This window comes from Limosilactobacillus walteri (assembly GCF_014830205.1).
GTDB classification, from domain to species: Bacteria; Bacillota; Bacilli; order Lactobacillales; family Lactobacillaceae; genus Limosilactobacillus; species Limosilactobacillus walteri.
The window spans coordinates 1-16,701 of record NZ_QORN01000028.1 but is presented as its reverse complement, the minus strand read 5'-3'; the positions used below and the strand labels follow the sequence as shown (position 1 = coordinate 16,701).

At 36.8% G+C, this 16,701-nt stretch carries 31 protein-coding genes; 7 read left to right on the top strand and 24 right to left on the bottom strand.

What is annotated here, in order from left to right:
* Position 1: 1 nt before the first annotated feature.
* From DTK66_RS07145 to DTK66_RS07045, 21 genes are all read right to left on the bottom strand, one after another.
* Positions 2–1,495 (bottom strand): phage portal protein, encoded by a 1,494-nt coding sequence (locus DTK66_RS07145; protein ID WP_191668226.1) that lies wholly within the window; start codon positions 1,493–1,495, stop codon positions 2–4.
* 69 nt (positions 1,496–1,564) lie between these two features.
* Positions 1,565–2,872 carry a PBSX family phage terminase large subunit gene (locus DTK66_RS07140; RefSeq protein WP_191668225.1) on the bottom strand — a complete coding sequence of 436 codons (1,308 nt, stop codon included), beginning with the start codon at positions 2,870–2,872 and terminating at the stop codon, positions 1,565–1,567.
* Positions 2,853–3,692, bottom strand: coding sequence for a terminase small subunit (locus DTK66_RS07135; protein ID WP_191668224.1), 840 nt, complete (start codon positions 3,690–3,692; stop codon positions 2,853–2,855). Before DTK66_RS07135 ends, DTK66_RS07140 begins: the two co-directional genes overlap by 20 nt.
* Positions 3,693–4,236: 544 nt before the next feature.
* Positions 4,237–4,755 carry an ArpU family phage packaging/lysis transcriptional regulator gene (locus tag DTK66_RS07130; RefSeq protein WP_191668223.1) on the bottom strand — a complete coding sequence of 173 codons (519 nt, stop codon included), beginning with the start codon at positions 4,753–4,755 and terminating at the stop codon, positions 4,237–4,239.
* Between the two features lie 295 nt (positions 4,756–5,050).
* Positions 5,051–5,197: a hypothetical protein gene (locus DTK66_RS07125; protein ID WP_191668222.1), complete on the bottom strand. Its 147-nt coding sequence runs from the start codon at positions 5,195–5,197 to the stop codon at positions 5,051–5,053.
* A 63-nt stretch (positions 5,198–5,260) separates the two neighbouring features.
* Complete coding sequence (locus tag DTK66_RS07120) at positions 5,261–5,572, bottom strand: hypothetical protein (RefSeq protein WP_191668221.1); 312 nt, start codon at positions 5,570–5,572, stop codon at positions 5,261–5,263.
* A gap of 15 nt (positions 5,573–5,587) precedes the next feature.
* Entirely contained in the window at positions 5,588–5,827 is a 240-nt protein-coding gene (locus tag DTK66_RS07115) for a crAss001_48 related protein (RefSeq protein WP_191668220.1), read from the bottom strand.
* Positions 5,827–6,099 carry a DUF6275 family protein gene (locus tag DTK66_RS07110; RefSeq protein ID WP_191668219.1) on the bottom strand — a complete coding sequence of 91 codons (273 nt, stop codon included), beginning with the start codon at positions 6,097–6,099 and terminating at the stop codon, positions 5,827–5,829. Before DTK66_RS07110 ends, DTK66_RS07115 begins: the two co-directional genes overlap by 1 nt.
* The gene (locus tag DTK66_RS07105) at positions 6,099–6,518 is read right to left on the bottom strand and encodes a hypothetical protein (protein WP_191668218.1); all 420 of its coding nucleotides are present in this window, start codon (positions 6,516–6,518) and stop codon (positions 6,099–6,101) included. Before DTK66_RS07105 ends, DTK66_RS07110 begins: the two co-directional genes overlap by 1 nt.
* Positions 6,505–6,678, bottom strand: coding sequence for a DUF7167 family protein (locus DTK66_RS07100; protein WP_191668217.1), 174 nt, complete (start codon positions 6,676–6,678; stop codon positions 6,505–6,507). Before DTK66_RS07100 ends, DTK66_RS07105 begins: the two co-directional genes overlap by 14 nt.
* Positions 6,668–7,180 (bottom strand): hypothetical protein, encoded by a 513-nt coding sequence (locus DTK66_RS07095; RefSeq protein WP_191668216.1) that lies wholly within the window; start codon positions 7,178–7,180, stop codon positions 6,668–6,670. The genes DTK66_RS07100 and DTK66_RS07095 overlap by 11 nt, the downstream gene beginning before the upstream one ends.
* Complete coding sequence (locus tag DTK66_RS07090; RefSeq protein WP_191668215.1) at positions 7,177–7,389, bottom strand: hypothetical protein; 213 nt, start codon at positions 7,387–7,389, stop codon at positions 7,177–7,179. The genes DTK66_RS07095 and DTK66_RS07090 overlap by 4 nt, the downstream gene beginning before the upstream one ends.
* A 210-nt stretch (positions 7,390–7,599) precedes the next feature.
* Complete coding sequence (locus DTK66_RS07085; RefSeq protein WP_191668214.1) at positions 7,600–8,046, bottom strand: hypothetical protein; 447 nt, start codon at positions 8,044–8,046, stop codon at positions 7,600–7,602.
* A 4-nt stretch (positions 8,047–8,050) separates the two neighbouring features.
* Positions 8,051–8,230 (bottom strand): hypothetical protein, encoded by a 180-nt coding sequence (locus DTK66_RS07080; protein WP_076462045.1) that lies wholly within the window; start codon positions 8,228–8,230, stop codon positions 8,051–8,053.
* On the bottom strand, positions 8,223–8,885 hold the full coding sequence (locus tag DTK66_RS07075) for an SAM-dependent DNA methyltransferase (protein WP_191668213.1): 663 nt from the start codon (positions 8,883–8,885) through the stop codon (positions 8,223–8,225). Before DTK66_RS07075 ends, DTK66_RS07080 begins: the two co-directional genes overlap by 8 nt.
* Positions 8,886–8,894: 9 nt before the next feature.
* Positions 8,895–9,881, bottom strand: coding sequence for a site-specific integrase (locus tag DTK66_RS07070; protein WP_191668212.1), 987 nt, complete (start codon positions 9,879–9,881; stop codon positions 8,895–8,897).
* Between the two features lie 6 nt (positions 9,882–9,887).
* Complete coding sequence (locus DTK66_RS07065) at positions 9,888–10,787, bottom strand: DnaD domain protein (protein ID WP_191668211.1); 900 nt, start codon at positions 10,785–10,787, stop codon at positions 9,888–9,890.
* Positions 10,788–10,798: 11 nt separating this feature from the next.
* Positions 10,799–11,014, bottom strand: coding sequence for a hypothetical protein (locus DTK66_RS07060; protein ID WP_191668210.1), 216 nt, complete (start codon positions 11,012–11,014; stop codon positions 10,799–10,801).
* Between the two features lie 41 nt (positions 11,015–11,055).
* Positions 11,056–11,229: a hypothetical protein gene (locus DTK66_RS07055; protein ID WP_191668209.1), complete on the bottom strand. Its 174-nt coding sequence runs from the start codon at positions 11,227–11,229 to the stop codon at positions 11,056–11,058.
* On the bottom strand, positions 11,226–11,429 hold the full coding sequence (locus DTK66_RS07050; RefSeq protein ID WP_191668208.1) for a DUF6877 family protein: 204 nt from the start codon (positions 11,427–11,429) through the stop codon (positions 11,226–11,228). The genes DTK66_RS07055 and DTK66_RS07050 overlap by 4 nt, the downstream gene beginning before the upstream one ends.
* A 141-nt stretch (positions 11,430–11,570) precedes the next feature.
* Complete coding sequence (locus DTK66_RS07045; protein WP_191668207.1) at positions 11,571–11,906, bottom strand: hypothetical protein; 336 nt, start codon at positions 11,904–11,906, stop codon at positions 11,571–11,573.
* Between the two features lie 62 nt (positions 11,907–11,968).
* Between DTK66_RS07045 and DTK66_RS07040 the strand changes: the two genes are divergently transcribed.
* Entirely contained in the window at positions 11,969–12,193 is a 225-nt protein-coding gene (locus DTK66_RS07040) for a hypothetical protein (protein WP_191668206.1), read from the top strand.
* On the opposite strand, the gene DTK66_RS07035 is transcribed toward DTK66_RS07040, so the two are convergent.
* Positions 12,156–12,401, bottom strand: a complete 246-nt coding sequence (locus DTK66_RS07035; RefSeq protein ID WP_168240536.1) for a hypothetical protein — start codon at positions 12,399–12,401, stop codon at positions 12,156–12,158. The genes DTK66_RS07040 and DTK66_RS07035 overlap by 38 nt on opposite strands.
* 64 nt (positions 12,402–12,465) lie before the next feature.
* Between DTK66_RS07035 and DTK66_RS07030 the strand changes: the two genes are divergently transcribed.
* The gene (locus DTK66_RS07030; protein WP_191668205.1) at positions 12,466–12,780 is read left to right on the top strand and encodes a hypothetical protein; all 315 of its coding nucleotides are present in this window, start codon (positions 12,466–12,468) and stop codon (positions 12,778–12,780) included.
* Here the strand turns inward: DTK66_RS07030 and DTK66_RS11120 are convergent, their stop codons facing one another.
* Together DTK66_RS11120 and DTK66_RS07025 are read right to left on the bottom strand one after the other, a co-directional pair.
* The gene (locus tag DTK66_RS11120) at positions 12,781–12,909 is read right to left on the bottom strand and encodes a hypothetical protein (protein WP_255505081.1); all 129 of its coding nucleotides are present in this window, start codon (positions 12,907–12,909) and stop codon (positions 12,781–12,783) included.
* Positions 12,906–13,154, bottom strand: a complete 249-nt coding sequence (locus tag DTK66_RS07025; protein ID WP_191668204.1) for a helix-turn-helix domain-containing protein — start codon at positions 13,152–13,154, stop codon at positions 12,906–12,908. Before DTK66_RS07025 ends, DTK66_RS11120 begins: the two co-directional genes overlap by 4 nt.
* 169 nt (positions 13,155–13,323) lie before the next feature.
* Between DTK66_RS07025 and DTK66_RS07020 the strand changes: the two genes are divergently transcribed.
* The 5 genes from DTK66_RS07020 (at position 13,324) to DTK66_RS07000 (ending at position 16,589) form a co-directional block, all read left to right on the top strand.
* Positions 13,324–13,665 carry a helix-turn-helix domain-containing protein gene (locus DTK66_RS07020; protein ID WP_191668203.1) on the top strand — a complete coding sequence of 114 codons (342 nt, stop codon included), beginning with the start codon at positions 13,324–13,326 and terminating at the stop codon, positions 13,663–13,665.
* A 9-nt stretch (positions 13,666–13,674) separates the two neighbouring features.
* Entirely contained in the window at positions 13,675–14,064 is a 390-nt protein-coding gene (locus DTK66_RS07015; RefSeq protein WP_225209031.1) for an ImmA/IrrE family metallo-endopeptidase, read from the top strand.
* Between the two features lie 93 nt (positions 14,065–14,157).
* The gene (locus DTK66_RS07010) at positions 14,158–15,060 is read left to right on the top strand and encodes an SHOCT domain-containing protein (protein ID WP_225209033.1); all 903 of its coding nucleotides are present in this window, start codon (positions 14,158–14,160) and stop codon (positions 15,058–15,060) included.
* A 72-nt stretch (positions 15,061–15,132) separates the two neighbouring features.
* Positions 15,133–15,450 (top strand): hypothetical protein, encoded by a 318-nt coding sequence (locus DTK66_RS07005; RefSeq protein ID WP_191668201.1) that lies wholly within the window; start codon positions 15,133–15,135, stop codon positions 15,448–15,450.
* 2 nt (positions 15,451–15,452) lie between these two features.
* Positions 15,453–16,589, top strand: a complete 1,137-nt coding sequence (locus DTK66_RS07000; protein WP_191668200.1) for a site-specific integrase — start codon at positions 15,453–15,455, stop codon at positions 16,587–16,589.
* The last annotated feature ends 112 nt before the right edge of the window (positions 16,590–16,701 follow it).

The following is a 16,701-nucleotide window of genomic DNA, read 5'->3' as shown; positions in this document are numbered from 1 at the left end:
ACTATTCAGCTCCCGTATCTTCACCATCAGGCCCATACGTTTCTTCTTGGGCGTTTGAACTATACTCTGGTTGCTCCTGCAAAGACTCTTGAACCCACTGTGAGGCCTCATCTTCACTAAGTCCAAAGTTGCGAATAAGGTATTGTTTCTTAGGCATGATTCCAGCACTAACAAGAGCTAACTCATCAGCTTTCTGTTTATCCTTGTCAATAAATACCCCATCATCAAAGTGAACAGACAATTTAAGCTCATTGTCAGCGTCAAACTGGCAACGAGCTTTATTATCACTAAAAAATTCAGGCGTACTTGCTACTTCAAGAATTGCAGTAACTAATTGATTAAGAAATAACTCCACTTGGGTTAGATAACTTGACCTTGTTTGATAAGTGGTTGAATTCTCACTAACTACTTCTGTCGCCGTTTTTACACTTTGGCCATCAAAAGAAAATGTGCCGGCACTGAATCCTGTCTGTTCTTCAAACTCACGTAAGAAGTAATCAATGGCCTCTTTATACGATGCTGTTCTAATATCACTAGTTAAATCAGTAATAGTCATAGACTCATCCCCATAGAAGGCTTCGTAAACGTCCATATCAGGATCAAATCGAAGGGGATGTGATTCATCTGCTGTATTATGGCCATAAACTGTCCCAGGGCGTAACATTTCTGCTGGCACAGCAATCCGGCGCTTACCCATTCTTATTTCGTGAACAAACTCGTCATGGGTCCGATTAATTGCATCAATAACATTTTTTGAATTATCAACAATTCCCATCCCCAACGGACTATCAAGGTCTCTATTATTTGCTCCTGGAGTTCGGAAATAAGCAAACAACGGCTTTTTAATTACATCATGAAATGTGATAGTTTCCTGCATCCCCGGATAAATGCGACTAAGGGATACTTGATTACCTACGACTTCACTATCTGTTGATCGGTATAGTTCGTTAGTAATGATATATGTTTCTGGCCCGTTCCATTGATGAAACTCTAACAAAGTGTAATAAACAGTTTGTTTGTTCTCCACTCGAGTAGAGCGACTAGCGAACACACATTCACTAATATTGTCTGTATTAGTACGTAATGGGTAGAACTGAGTAGCGTTAGCCCAGGCAATACGAATATTATCTTGATCATCAACATATGGCCGAGCTGCTAAACCACCTAATGCAATTCCAGTCTCGAGATGCTGCTCAAATTGTAAATTAAAATGGTTAGCGTCTATGATCCCTGCTAAAAGTTTATTCAATTGAGGATCATCTAATGACAATTCACATTGCTCATTAAAGATAATGGATGCTAAACGTTTTGAAGCCAATTTCGTGACATTTAGCGTATTCATTTTACGGTGACGCTTTACTCCATAGCTATTTCGATAATGCACTAATGGTAAGTCATCCCGATAATACTTTTTAGCAAGTTGAATACGATTATATTCTGTCTGTTTGATTGCTACTCGGTCATCATCCGTGATCTGGTTTAAACTTTTAATCATCCCCAGCTTAACGCCTCCTTTCGTCAAGAAATTACGTATTGTCGATAAGAAACTCACATCTTCACTTCCTTACCACTTCAAGCCTAGCTCCCGTTCATTATCAACACATAGGTACATAAAGGCATCACAACAATGATCATCCTCTTTAATAACTTTTGGATCATCACTTTGCAATGTTTTCTCGTCCCATTGATATTTGCGATGTTCAGCAATAAAAATATCATTCTCACTACGTTTCAGGTAATAAAAGCGCCCTTGTGCTAATAAATCCTGCACCCGGTCAATCATATTTACCTTTTTCAGCTTATTTACTTTGTGCCAATGGGTCCCAAAGTCGTTATAGAACTGATTATCAAGAGCACCTTCTGCAGAGTCAATAGTCATACGTGTAGGCTGTTTTCCAATCCAATCGGTAACTTTGTCAATGAAGGCTTTCAAATCCCGTGACAGCTCACTAGGTGGCTTCTTATGCGTTTTTCCCTGCGGACTGTAGTAATACGTATCTAAAAGAATGACATTACCCTTTTTAGTCAATCCATAAGCACCACAAGTAGTTGCTGAAACCTCATGACCCGTATCAACTGAATAATACAAGTTCGTTATGTAATCATCTTCGGGGAGCTTATCAATTGCTTGGAAGTTATCCATGTTATAAACATTTGTTCCTAATCCAACGACTTCACCTAAGTACATCCAACGGTAATAATCAAAGTCATTACTTTTTACCGTGTTAATTTCGTCAATATAATCTTGTGACAAGATATTGGGAAGCGTAACGTCCTCATAAGTTGAATGATCAACGTACCAATTAGACATCCCTTCTCGTTGTGTAACCCACTCATTAATCCATTCGTAGGGATTTTTAGGCGGATTGTAACTGTAATACGTTACAACATGAGCGCCTGGTGGTAGTTGCTTACGGGTAAATGATGCACGGACAGTATCAACTTCTTGCCAGGAGTCAAATTCTGCTAATTCTTCAAACCATAAATAGCGAACATAACCCTTAGCGATCATCATTGACTTTAATTTCTGTGGATCATCAACCCCGCTAAAATAAAAAGCCGTTCCGTTACGTTTATCAACGATTCGGTATGGAGATTTTTTGAATTCAAAAATGCTATCCACATGCAGCATGTAAATAGCCCATTTAATCTGCTCATAAACGGATAGCTCAATAGTATTAGCAACCTTACGCATAATTAATACATTAGCATACTTATCTTTTAAGAAGTCCATCACTAGCTGCAGACTAATTACAGATGATTTAGTAGAACCACGACCGCCCTTAAAAACTTTATTAAGGGATGAGGAATACAAAATATTAGCAAAGTGAGGACATATCATTGTGTTAGGATCAACTACTATCGTTTGCATTCTCTTCACCTTTCTTCAATGGCAAAAACTTAATCATTAAGCCATCATTTGCATTCTCACTTACATTCAGCCTATCAAGCAAGACCTGCATAGCTTTCTGTTTATCATACATTTCAATAACAGGCTCGCCCTTATCAATCCGGATACTTTTGATGTTCGATGTATCAATCATGTTGCTATCTTTTAGTTCTATGACGTTTTCATAATAGAAAGCTTGTTTACCTGTTTCCGGGTCAATTTTAGGTACATAACGAAAACGCCCACCAGCGTCTTCATATGGTCCCTTTTTATCCCGGATTTTGGAAAATTCTAAATGTTTTACAGTTCTAAATGACAATACATCAGCAATATCACTAGTTGCTTGTTGCAAATAGCCTTTTAATATATCGTTAGCAGTTACATACAAGTCTTTTGATTGTTGCTTTTTGAGTGCAGAAAGATATTTCTTGATGCAAGCATTAGCAAGCAAACGAGGTCCATTAGTATGAGCTGTGGTGTAGTTGCCACCGTATGCTTGCTGATAAGCCCAGGTGGCGTTGTACCGTTGCAAATAGTACAAGCAGAAAGCTTTCTGCCGGTCATTTAATTCATCGCTATCAGGTAAATCAGGAACCGGCAAAGAGGGTGCAACTTTTTCTTTTGTGTGCACACTTTTCTGTTTAGGGTGCAACCTTTTAGTGGCTTTGGGTGCTCCTCTTGACCAACCATTGCGCTTTTTCCACGATTTAACAGTATTGATTGATACTTCATACTTAGCAGCTATATCTTTATATTTCATTCCGGCTAAGTAGTCTTTCTCAGCCTTCTCTTGCTTTGTCATGGCATATCACCACACCACCTTCCTCCAAACAAAAAAGCCCCCATACATGGAGACTTTACATCAAGGCTTATTTTCATTGATTGTTGCTACCGTATTGAGCCTTGAAATGCAGATAGAAGGATTTGAACCTCCACCGATGGGCTATTGCCTCCCATCAGCCACCAGTATCCGCATAAAAGACTAGTACTTGGAATATTTCTTAGTTTTTTGAGAAGATTCATACGTACATCCATCGCAAAAGTACTTCATTGTTAAATTTATCACTGGTAAGTAGATAAGCACTAGTCTTAAACATAAATAGCTATTTACTGGGAATGTTGCTGTTTCCATAAGCAGCTTCCCTACGTGGATCATGGTCTCTGCCACCATCTGCCAGCTTACAGTTTCCTGTCTTCTTGCTTTCCACACGACTTTTAACAAGCCAAGTTACGGTACACATGTGAGTATACGTACCAAAACAATTTATTTTCCGTGGGGTTGTCGTTATTTTTTCGACAATACAATAATACATCCCCAATGTTCCTATTTTGTTCCCGAAACGTTCCTATTTTAGTCCTAATTTGTTCCTGTTTTGTTCCTGTTTTGTTCCCGTTTTTTCATCATCATCGTTATTAAACTTAAGAAATAAGGGGAGAATCTCTAAATTACAGTTCATTTCCATTGAAATCCGATCACATGCCTCAGCAAATTCTAAACGAGCAATTTTATCAGCATCACTATAGGATGTATGGCCCAAGTGATGATTGATGTGTAATTTTGTTTCAGCGACCGTTAACTGCTTGACATAGTGCCAAGTAAGAATATCTTGACTTCCAAGGCTACAAGCGCTAATTGCTTTCTCAACAGCTCGCTTTGCTCTGGCGCATTCACCATAATAAATCATCATTTTTTCAGAGCTGTTTCCTTTTCTTGAACCCCGAATACCAGTAACATCCCCAGCCTGTGCTTTAATTCCATCCATCCAAGCATTTCGACAGATTTTCGGATACTGTTCTTCTTTGATAAAAAAGTTACGCACATTTTTTATAGTTGCCTTTTCATTTAGATCTGGAACTAACCCCACGATATTTCGCTCCCCTATGATATAATTATTTTGTTTGAATAATATCTAAGAGGCACTCTCACAGTAGAGCGTCTTTTTTTACGCTTTTTAACGCAATTTAACGCTCTTTATAAGTCAATCAACATCATCGCATTTCTAGGATTTTTTAAGCGTTCTGGTGTCTTAGATCGAATTGAATATAGATATTTCAAATTCATGTGTTGATTTGTAGCTATTTCTTTATATGTACCAACATCAATAAATTTGTCCCCTTTGTACAAGGCAAAAACGTTATTACTTGCGTGTCTCATGTCTATTACCAAAAGACTCTTAACAGCAACAAGATAAAAAGCCCAAAAACTGCTTGACCAATCATTTGCCTATCAAAGCCACACAAAAGTTCAGTGATAATAATTGCTGTGAAGCACAAAAGCGGAAGTGTTTTTATTAAGTCTTTAATCATTTCTTTTCCTCACGTTTTAACTTATGTTCCTTTCGTTGCTGACGCTTTTTTCGTAGGCGATTTTTACTTTTCTTCTTGAACTTCGCCATGTTTAATTACCTTTCTTGGCATAATGACTGCTCGGGGATGATCAATTGCATATCGTTGAGCATCGTGTAATTGATTAAATACACAAATTAGGTCAAACTTCCCATATTCGTCTAATACCACGTCCTTAACTACATAGACAACTCCAATATCAGCTTGCTTATTAAATTCATCCCCAGCAATTGCTTTAATTCCTGCTACCTGTGCTGCATTAAACAGCATTCGGCTAGTAGCTTTAATCCCGCTACCTGATTCAGAGTAAACTACCTCGCCATCGTATCTAATCATTTTGCTTTAATCCTCCTAAGCTGGATCGAATGTTTGCCACATACTTTCTTGATCCTTAGCCTCATCAATGCGTTGAAGCAGGACATCAGCATAAGCAAACATTATATTTTGTTGAATAATTAGTAATCGTTTTTCCTTGGCTTCAAGGTCCACATAATCATCTGTTTTCATAAACTTTTCAATTTTGATTATCTTCTTAGTTAACTCCGTATGTTCTTTAGTCAAACTGACATACAATTCACTTGCACTTTTCATCAATCTTCCACCTCAAAGCACTTGTTCTCTTGCTTATCATAAACATCTAAATAAAGCTGCTTCTTATCACCGTTGTATGTGACGTCGTAATAATGTTGATCACATGGATCAGAAACACCTAATAATGCTTTGTGATTTTGTAATATTTTCGTATACCAAGCGACAAAAACTTTTGGTGAGTCGGGAAACGCAGCAAAATTATTGATTATTCTATCCCTATAGTTTTCAAAGACTTTCGCCTTTGCTACTGCAATAAATTCTTCGTTGGTCATTATTCTTCCTCCTCATTCAGTGATCGTCCACAAAACATACAAAAATCAAACAATAAGTTATATCTAAATCTATAGTCATAGTCAAAATGTCTTTGAAAGATAAAATTCTTTTTCTCTCTATCGTCAAAAAAGAAACTAAGTAATGTATCTCCCGAATTGTGCGTTACGGTTCCATTGCATTCAAAACATTTTCTTTCACGTATAGATGATTTCTCATTCAAATTACGACCACACTTAGGACAATAATTAACATCCAAGAGCATGCTAGGCTTTGTATAGCCTTTAAGAGCTCGAATGTGAAGTTCATTGCCTGTAAGAAAGATGCTGCAGTCCTCGTTATTTTTTAAGTATTTTAGCGGCTCGCCACTAGAATCAGTGTGACAATACGGGCAATTCTTTTGCTTTTCAGTTAGTTTCATCGCTATCCACCCTTTCATATCCCCAATCAATGTGCTCAAATGCTGTTTCTCGTGCAGTCTCTTCTAAATCATCATCAGAAATATTATCAGGGACTTCGATAATGTCATCTTCATTAAAGGACGCATTGTTTGGTGACTGAATCCACACTCTAATTTTCATTAACTAGCTTCCTCCCACAGAACGGACAATTGAATATTTGTATGCGTCCAGTCTGAGTACAGTCGATAAAGTCGTTGTAATCGGTAAGAAAGTAGCCTCTTTCTGTGGTGTCAAAAGCAATGCATTCTTTCTTATCTTCGAGTTGACCATACTTCCACGTTTTGCCAACGCCATTTAGCATTGAACAATAGGGACAATTGTAATTTTGAATTACTTTTTTCAAGCGAGCCACTAATTCAATTACTGCTTGTGGATAAGTCCAAGTTAGCAAATGCAATTCATCGATGTAGTCCTCATCCCAACGTTCAGGTGCCCAAACATAAGTCTTAATTAAAAGTGGGTATTCCTCTTCATCGCTCGCTTCATAATCTTCATTAGGTTCAGTTTCAAAATCGATCTTCCATCCACTAAAAATTGCTGATGTAATTAAGTCTTGCGCTTTTGTGAAATGATCAAAATGTGTCTCAGCCTTGTACGGCTTTTCTAATTCTTTTAACTTCATTCAGTCTTCCGCCTCTTTCCTTCTTCTGCTGCCATTATCAACTGCATTAATTGAAGTGCTGGGTCTACTCCCTCTTGCTTACATAACACGGTAATCGCTTGATATAGGACTCCCATAATCTCTTTAGGCTCAAAGCCCAGAGCATAGAAGCCAGCTAAGCATTTATCTTTATTAACTTTTAGAACAATGGTTTTTCCATGCTTATTCATCTCGTCACTTCCTACATCTGTTGGATAATATGCACTAATCCCAAAATTACAAACATCAAAGCTATTGGATAAAGAAGAAGATGTTCATGTAGTGGCTTTTTCATCGGCCAAAGGGTTACTTCCCCAAATAGCAAAACAAAGAGCATCCCCGAAAGTACACATGTTTGAAATCCGAGATTAAAACAATCTTGTTTGTCCATTAGCTTTACCTTACAATGCACGTCGTTGAAGCTTAATAAATGGCAATTTACCCATTACATCAATTGTTTCATCATAGGTGAATGCCTTAGCTTCTGAACGTTCCTGTGTGACTGAAAAGTTAATATTTACACCTTGGTATTGAGTATTAACTCCAGGGACCTCTTTTAGGTAACGTGGGGATGTTGCATAACTACCACCCACTTCTAGGCAATACATTGGCTTATCTCGTTCATCTAATTCAGTTAAGGAATACTCCATTACAACCTTGGCAATCCTTTTTTGAACTGACTTAGATAATTGAGGACGGCCATACATCTGAAAACGACCCACTCTTATTTGACTTACTCTTGCTACTTCGTAATAGTCAATCATTACCATCAATGAGTCTTCAATCTTGCTTTGCTTTAAATTCAAGCCAAATTCAGCCATTTTGTTTCTAAATTCTGATGTTTCCATTTTCTTATTTCTCCTCGCTTACCTTTTTTCTAAATTTAAGTATTTCTTGTAGCCGCCAATCATCGGCCGGCAAAAGTTCTTCTGCTCTCAGCCGACTGTATTTCCAAAATTCCCCGTCAAACGTGTGGTAATTTTCTAGTTCATCAAGGGCATCACTTAATTTGTCTGTTATGAAATCAGTCAAACTTATCAACCCATTCGGAAATGTTATAAAGTTCTCTTAATTCAGCAGTGTGGGGCATTTTGATAACTTCACTAAATGCTAAAAAGTCACTTGTATCATTACGAATAAAATAAACATCCTTTGCTTTCCTGCTTAAAGCATCACATTGGATTGCTACTCCATTCATCCCCCTAATTGCCATATTGAATAACAAGAAAGGAATTGCTCTATCTGACATTTCTTCTACCTGATACCAATAAGCTCTAGGGTCATAAGTAAAGATTGACAAGAATCTTAAGTTGGGATCAGCGTGTAATGGATTACCAACTCGATCATTTTTACAGTCATCCCACCAGCGCTTGATTAAAATGCCGCCGGTTCCCGCAGCTACCTCGAAATAGTGGCCGTTAGATTTATCACTATCAACCAGGCTATTGAGCAAGGTCGCAATGCTATCAGGGGTAAAATCTTGCTTCTTACTTTTCCGTTCAGCCTGTTCGTCTTCAAAGTATTCATGGAACCAGTCAAACTTTAGGTCCGTTGAAACTTCTAGGAACTTCTTAAAGACTTCTGGACGTTTTTGATCATCAAGCATTAGCTGCAGCATTCTTTCTGGAGCCTTATATGACTCGTCAATTTCTAACAGCTTATTAACAGTCTTTGTGTCAAATTGCATTATTCCACCTCAAATCCCTGTCATTACAGACATAATCTTGTTGTTATCCTCGTTTGCTAACTTATCTAGCAGGTGGATATAGACACGTTGGGTTGTTTCTGTATTGCCGTGACCTAACCGTTTAGCAACACTTTGAATTGAAACACGGTTAGCAATTAGCAGGGATGCATGAGTATGGCGCAAACCATGAACTGAAATTGGTGATACTCCTGCCTGCTCACACATTTCTTTTAACTCTTTATTAAACACTGAATTATAAATGTGATTACCACCCCGGGTATTAGTACGAGAGTCACTAGCATACCAATGCGACCAGATTGACTCATCTTCTTTTACTCCATCCAGGTGGCGTTGTAGGTCAGTTAATGCCTTAAAATCAATTAGGATTTGCCTAACAGAATACTTGTTCTTAGTCGGCATAAAGTCCCCAGGTTTAACTTGAGAGTAATCTATTTTCTTGTAGTTCAGTGTCTTATTGACGTAAATAGACATGTTATTCATGTCAACATCAGCTGGAGTAAGGCCAAGAACCTCAGCAAATCGCAAGCCAGTACGTAACGTAAAATCAAAGAAGTCACCATATCCGCTTTGATCAGCATTAAAGACTTGTTCAAGTTTATGAACTTCATCCATTTCTAGCCATTTCTTAAGCTTCTTTTTCTTCTTAACTTGAGAAGTAATACGGATCTTGTAGCATGGGTCACGAGAAATCCACCCCTCATAGACCGCATCTCTGATTGGTGCTTCTAGTAAACGATAGAAATTACGAACAGTTACTTTTTCATGCGTTTGTCCATAAGCATTGATGAGCTTTTGTATATCAGCTCGGGTTATTTTATCTAGCATTAAGTCTGGAGCAAGTTTCTTAATTTGTTTACCAGTCAAAATATATCTTTGGTAAGTGACATCACGGACATCCCCGTATTTGTAGGTTTCATACCATTCCTTGTAATACTTCCAGAACTTAATAGCTCTCTTTTTTCCAACTTGTACCATCGATGCTTATTCCCCCAGATGATAAACAGGGATCTTAGGCTTAGCGCCATTAACAATAACTGATTTACCGTGATATACATCATCATCATGTTGTACTGCAGATAAGCTATCCAATCCCTGTTCCTTATAGCGATTAAGAATTTTCCGTAAGTAAGCAAACGTTGGGCGATCAGCTTCTTCGTACATCGAATTAATAGCAAAGGCAACTACATCATTTCCGTACTCACTAACCAGCTGTTTGAATTCGTCCTTAAATTTCTGATTTTCAAGGCCTTTATAATATAAATTAAGAGTAGTACTAGTAGTATTTAAACTATCCTTACTCTTACTTAACCTATCCTTACCTAACCTAACCTGTGGATCCATTTCGGTTCCATTCTGGTTCCAATTTGGTTCCATGGTGCTAATTCCTTGTCCCCGTTGAGGCTGGGGATTTTCTTCAAAAAAATTGCTGTTGTTTTTGGAACCATTTTGGATACATTCTGGTTCCATCTTGTCTCCACTTTGGATCCGTTTTGGTTCCATTTCGGTTCCAACTTGGTTCCGGTCCGTCTCCAAGTCGGATACAAATTGGTACCGTTTATTCTTATCAAGACCAATTAATTTTCGATCATCTGTGTAGATTGTTGGAGTATATCGATCAGGTTTGACATAATTTGAAACTCGCCAATCCTTAATAACAACCACACCATCATCAAAGACAATCAAATAGTCCTTCTCAACTAATGCCTTTAGATCATCCTCGCTTGCGCCAATCATGCGCTTAATTGACTTAGGATTACCCACAAATCCATCATCATCGGCATTCATTCCCAAATGGAAATAAAGTGACTGAGCTGTCATCCCCATGTCTAGGAATTTATCTGTCTCTGTTACCTTTTGACTAAACATTCTGCGTTGTGCCATTATTAATCCCCCTAATTGTTTTGGTAAAGCTCATTGACTTGTTTTTCAAAGTCTTGATACTCACTTAGCCGGCTAATGTGATAACCAATATCCTGGGCTATCTTCATTTGATGGCTATGAGACTCAACGTGCTTAAACTTATCGCATAAATTGCTAATAAAAATGGCTTGGCCAATTACATCATTGGCTAAGCTCTCAACTTTTTCTGCTGTGTCATTATCTGGCATATGGTATAATCTCCTTATAAAATCTTCTTCCCAAAGATTTTTTATTTGCCATCGGTGCTCCTATCACCGGTGGCTTTTTTGTTGCAATCCCACAGCATTAATGAATAAAGGAACAGCAGTACTACTGCTCCATCATATTCACCAATCCCTGCGCAATAAGTAATCCAAGCACCCATCAGCATTGCTACGATCTTAGAGTTAACAATCTTTGTCATTTGATCACCTCCTTCTTTGATGCTTTGCCGTACTTAATCAAATTTTCAAAGTAACGAACTTGTGTCCATACATAATCATCAGTAGGTCGTCCCCCACTGATAAAATGCCATCCCAAGCGATAAAGCACGTCTTGAATATATTCGATTGGAAAATCATATTCAGTCATTAGAGTACAAAGACGTTTAGTACCATCTTGCATGCTCTTCACCTCCTAATGTTTTTTGCGGTATTTCTCTTTAAGTAGTTGATCGCCTCTAATGACATGGCAAATAGTACAAGCAAGAAAAATTACAATAATTACTACCCAGGGCATTGCTAGTCCTAACATCACATCACCTCCTTAAATTGCTAACTTCTCATACCAATCAATTTCATTGTCATGTTCAGCAAGCCATTCCTTCATTTGAATGAATTTGACAAACGTCCCACGCATTCCCGGCTCTCTTCCGGATGGATTGATCGCCCATCCCCCATTGACATCAAGAGTTTCTGGAAAGCGATCAAAGATTAGGTTACGAATCCATGGCTTAGAATGATTCATAAAGTAATCTTTGCGGACCTCATCAAGCGGCGGGCAATATGCTCGTAAATCTTCACGTGGCACAAGGTCAAGATTCTTTACGATAGCAAGTACTGCATCATTAATTTGATCATCTGGAATACTTATTTGTGCCATCTGATCAACTCCTTTCTTTTGCTATACTTAACTCATCCCCTAATGAAAAGAGGTGAATTTACATGAGCTATGATCCAACAATCGAAGAATTAATTACTGCTAGATTAAAGAAAGTAAATGACGTTCAAGGTACCTTCTATCTTCCAGACTGCAATCAACAAGATGTTGTAGATACCGTGAATTATTTACATACTAAGTTTCCGACAGTAATTTATGAAACTGAACTTAGTTATGATGGATTAGCAGACATCACTTATGATCTGTCTCACTTGCCTTCTTCAAAGTAATTAGTTCAATAGGTAAGTCAGCGTCTATCTCATCTGGAATAAGCTCAACGGTAAGCTTTGGTTTAGATCCAGCCTCCATATTCAAATTTAATCCGGTAACTCCATGGCCAAGCTTTTGACCATTAAGATAAACATCGCATTCATACGAATAGCCGTTAGTTTCATAACTGGTTATTCGTTTTTTTATTTGAAGTTTTATTGGTTTCATTTGATCATCCCCTCGTTGCTGTCGTTCGTTTTGCTATAATCACCTAGAAAGGTGGTGATTTTTTATGCAAACTGTTCGTAAAGAACGAATTATTTTGAAAAAACTCATAAAATACTCCAATAAAAAGCAGGACACCATTAGTTTTGAAGCCCTAAATATTAAAGATGATTTCTATCCAAAAGAATTGGAGAAAAAACGCCTTGTTAATATTGTTGGCACTGGTCACGAAGACGATTATGGACATTTTGAACACTACAATCATCTTCGCCTCACCGAGCAAGGTAAACATTATTTTGAAAAACGATTTGAAATTAACAAAGAACTCATGCTTAAAGTTTTTGGTTACCTATTGGTGTTGCCTTTGTCACTAGTCTTTTGACTAACGGAGTATTATACGGAATAAAATTGTTGTTAAAATAGCTATTACTGCACTTACAGAAATTGATGTTACCCATCCAAAAGCTGATTCGTTCATTCGTTTCAGCTTTTTCTTTTCCTCTTCATTCATTTGATCATCCTCGCTTCATCAGTTTCGATTTTATCAACTCTTGGGGTAAAAAAATCTTTCATAGGAGTATGTAATTTTTTGGATAAAACTGGTAACTCAACAGTTTTAAAGCGCGTGTCCCCATTCTCTCTCTTAAAGTAATCAGCTCTGGTTTTTAATCCTAGGAACTCTGCCATATTTTGTTGAGTATACCCATACTTTTCACGCTTAGACTTGATTAATTTTAAGTTAATGGTATAGGTCATTTCGCCACCTCCTGTTTCGATAATATCAACTTACAATTTCATTATAGTTTATATTTTAGAAACGTCAATAATATTTAGTATCTTTTTTAGAAACTTTAGGTATCTTTTTTAGAAACTAAACTATAATAAAGTTGTTATTAAAGAAACTTTAGTCTGTGAGGTGGACATAGTGGAACAGAATAATTTGGCAGTACGAATAGTTGATCTCCGTGAAAAAAGAGGGATGACTCAAACTGAACTTGCTAATAAAATGGGACTTGATAAATCGATTATGAGTAAAGTGGAGAATGGGACACGTAAAGTATCATCTGATGAGCTTCGTAATCTTTCGAATATTTTTAATGTTTCTGCTGATTACTTACTTGGAAAAACAAATAAAAAAAGTGATAACGAATTATCACTGGATGAAGCTGTAAACTCTGTTATGTCGTTTGAAGGAAGACCTGTCACTGATCATGATAGACAGATGATGAAAAGCTTATGGAAATCATATTTAGAGAATAAAGAATAAGGTGAAACTATGATGGATAACATCCAGGATATTATTAGCCAACTTGGTGTTGTGGTAATTGTTGGTGAACTTGATAACCCTGGCTACTATAATCCAATTTGGAATGCCATCTTTATTGCTCAAGACCTTAATGAAGTTGAACATGAGGTAGTTTTATTACATGAATTGGGACACGCAGCTAAGCAACAGGGTGAATATAGTTTATATCAAGCAACAATGACAATGAAATCAAAAATGGAGTATGGAGCAAATCGTTTTATGATACGTTATCTATTTCATCATTATATTTCTATTACTGGGGATGATCCTCACTTGGTAAACTATCTTGAATTTATGCGTCAAAATGACATCCCCTCAAGAGATGAAAATATTGTTAAAGAAGTTATATTGAATTATTAATATATCTAATCATGATCTATTTATGGATCATGAAATCACATACGTCCAAACGTGATCGACGTTAAAAGCTGTATTAGGGAGAAATTAAACGTGATGTTTTTTATTATTTTCATCTTTATAATTGGGCTTTGTGGATTTTTAATATACAGATACAAAGTTAATAAAAACAAGTTCAATAAAATTATGGAGCATGCAACAATTGGCGCTTTTAATAATGACGGAAGTGCCTATATAGCCTTTGATGAGGAAAATGTATATAGCAATTATTTTGATAACGGTGAAACGCCTAGAAAAATAAAAGATACCGTCTTTTACTTTGCACAAGACAATACTATTGGCATTATTCTTGATCAAATATATCCTATTACCAAGATTGACAATAACCTGCGCAATCAATTTCTTGAGATCCTCAAAAATTATCCAGCTAATCTCGCAACAGGCAACTTTATACAAGTTACCTTTGGACAACAATCGGCTGAAGAATTGAAATTGAGCTGGACAAAGGCATTTCTTTATAAAACAAATTCAAATACTAAGAAGTTCAGAATCACTGCTGATTTAAGCCGAAAAGAATATACGTTAGTTAATATTGACTTCAATCCTAAATATGCAACTACTTATAATACTGTTACTCAAGGTCGAACAGGGAGTGCAATTGCCGGAGGATTATTAGCTGGACCTGCTGGAGCTGTTATAGGAAGTGCACGTAAGCGTAAATCAACAACAACGACATCAACGAAAGAAAAGCCATCTTATGCCATGATGACATTAATTGATAATGATGGTAATTCAAAGGACGTTGCTATTTTAACCTATCAAAGTAGTGTTAACTTTATTCGTGTCAAATTTCTTAGTAGAGAGAATCAAATCAATTCTAAGACCAATATGTTAATAGATTCAGCTGATGAAATTGCAAAATTTAAAAAGCTACTTGATATTAATGCTATTACTCAGGAAGAATTTGAAGCAAAGAAGAAGCAATTATTAAAGCTATAAATAAAACCGGTCGAAATCGGCCGGTTTAAAAAGCGCTATAAAAGAACATACGTACGAAAAGGACTGTTTATTATGAATAAAAATGAACTGCTTGAATATATTGATACTAATTCCACTGCCATTACTATCTTCAAGGATAAGGTGCGCACAGAGCAAGAAGCTAAAAATAAAAAGCGCCAACCTGCTAAACGATGGAACGAAGCTAAGATTGAACGCACTGTAAATAAATTTACTGACGATTTTATTGGTAATGTTTACGATAAAATCTATAAAGGAATGAAAGCTAATCGAAACACTTCTAGTCAAGAATGGATTGATTTCCTTGAGACTAACGAAATTCTTGATGATCTAGAAGAATCTGTAAGCATGATTGATTTTGGGGAGGAATAAAGATGGCTAACTTTATGAAACGTGGCAAAAAATGGCAAGCACGCATAACTTGGCGAGATGAAAATGGTAGGCTGCACCAAAAGAATAAGTCGGGTTTTGACACCAAGCAACAAGCAAAGCAATACGCAATTAAACTTGAAAAAGAACGTCTTGATGGGATTAACATTGAAAATGATCCTACATTTGTTGATTATTTTGACGATTGGTTTAAAACCTACAAGAAAGCACATATAACCCCTGTGACCGCTCGTCACTATACTTGGACGCAAAAAAGGATTGAAGAATACTTCAAAAATAAAAAGCTTAAAAAGATAACTAGACGTAATTATCAGCAATTTATTAATTGGTATGGAAAAGATCATGCTCCTCAGTCGGTAAAGAAATTGAATAGTCAATGCAGAGCATGTGTTCGTTCTGCTGTTAACGATGGAATCATTACAAAAAATTTTACCGAAGATATTAATCTAGTTTGGAATGAGGATAAAAAGGTAAAAGTTAAATATTTAAGTATTGAAGAAACGCAAAAATTGATTAAAACTCTTCTTGATGGCCGAGATCCTCGATATACAGCGAGATACATGATTCTAACTGCAATATACAGCGGAGCACGACTAGGCGAAATAATGGCTCTCTCATGGTCTGACATTAATGAAATTTGGAAAACAATTTCGATTACAAAGGCTTCAAATTATCATGTTGATGGTAGCGATAAAAAAACTAAAAATGATTCATCAGTGCGTACAATAAGAGTAAACCAAGAATTGATTAACCTTATAAATGAGCTACGTGTAAATAAGGCAGACAAGGTCTTCCGTAATCAAGAAGGAACAGTGCCGGGATCAAACGGCGTTAATAAAGTTTTGCGTCATGCTATGAAAAAAGCTGGAATTAGTGATAAGGGTCACTTTCATTTTCATAGCTTAAGGCATGTGCATGTAGCTTACTTACTATCTCAAGACGTTGATATTTATTCAATAAGTCAGAGGCTTGGTCATAAAGATATTTCAACCACCACTAAAGACTATGCTTACCTAATCAATGAAAAGAAAGCTAAGTCTGAAAAACATGTTGAAAGTATCTTGGATAACTTAAATTCAGATGCTGATGTACAAATGATGTACAAAATGAATCAAAAGTAAATTTATTTTAAAACTAAAAACTCCTGTAACCCTTGATACACAAGAGCTACAGGAGTTAACTTTAGCTTAGCTGATACTTCGCATTCCTGCTTAAATATGCCTCCGGTGGGGG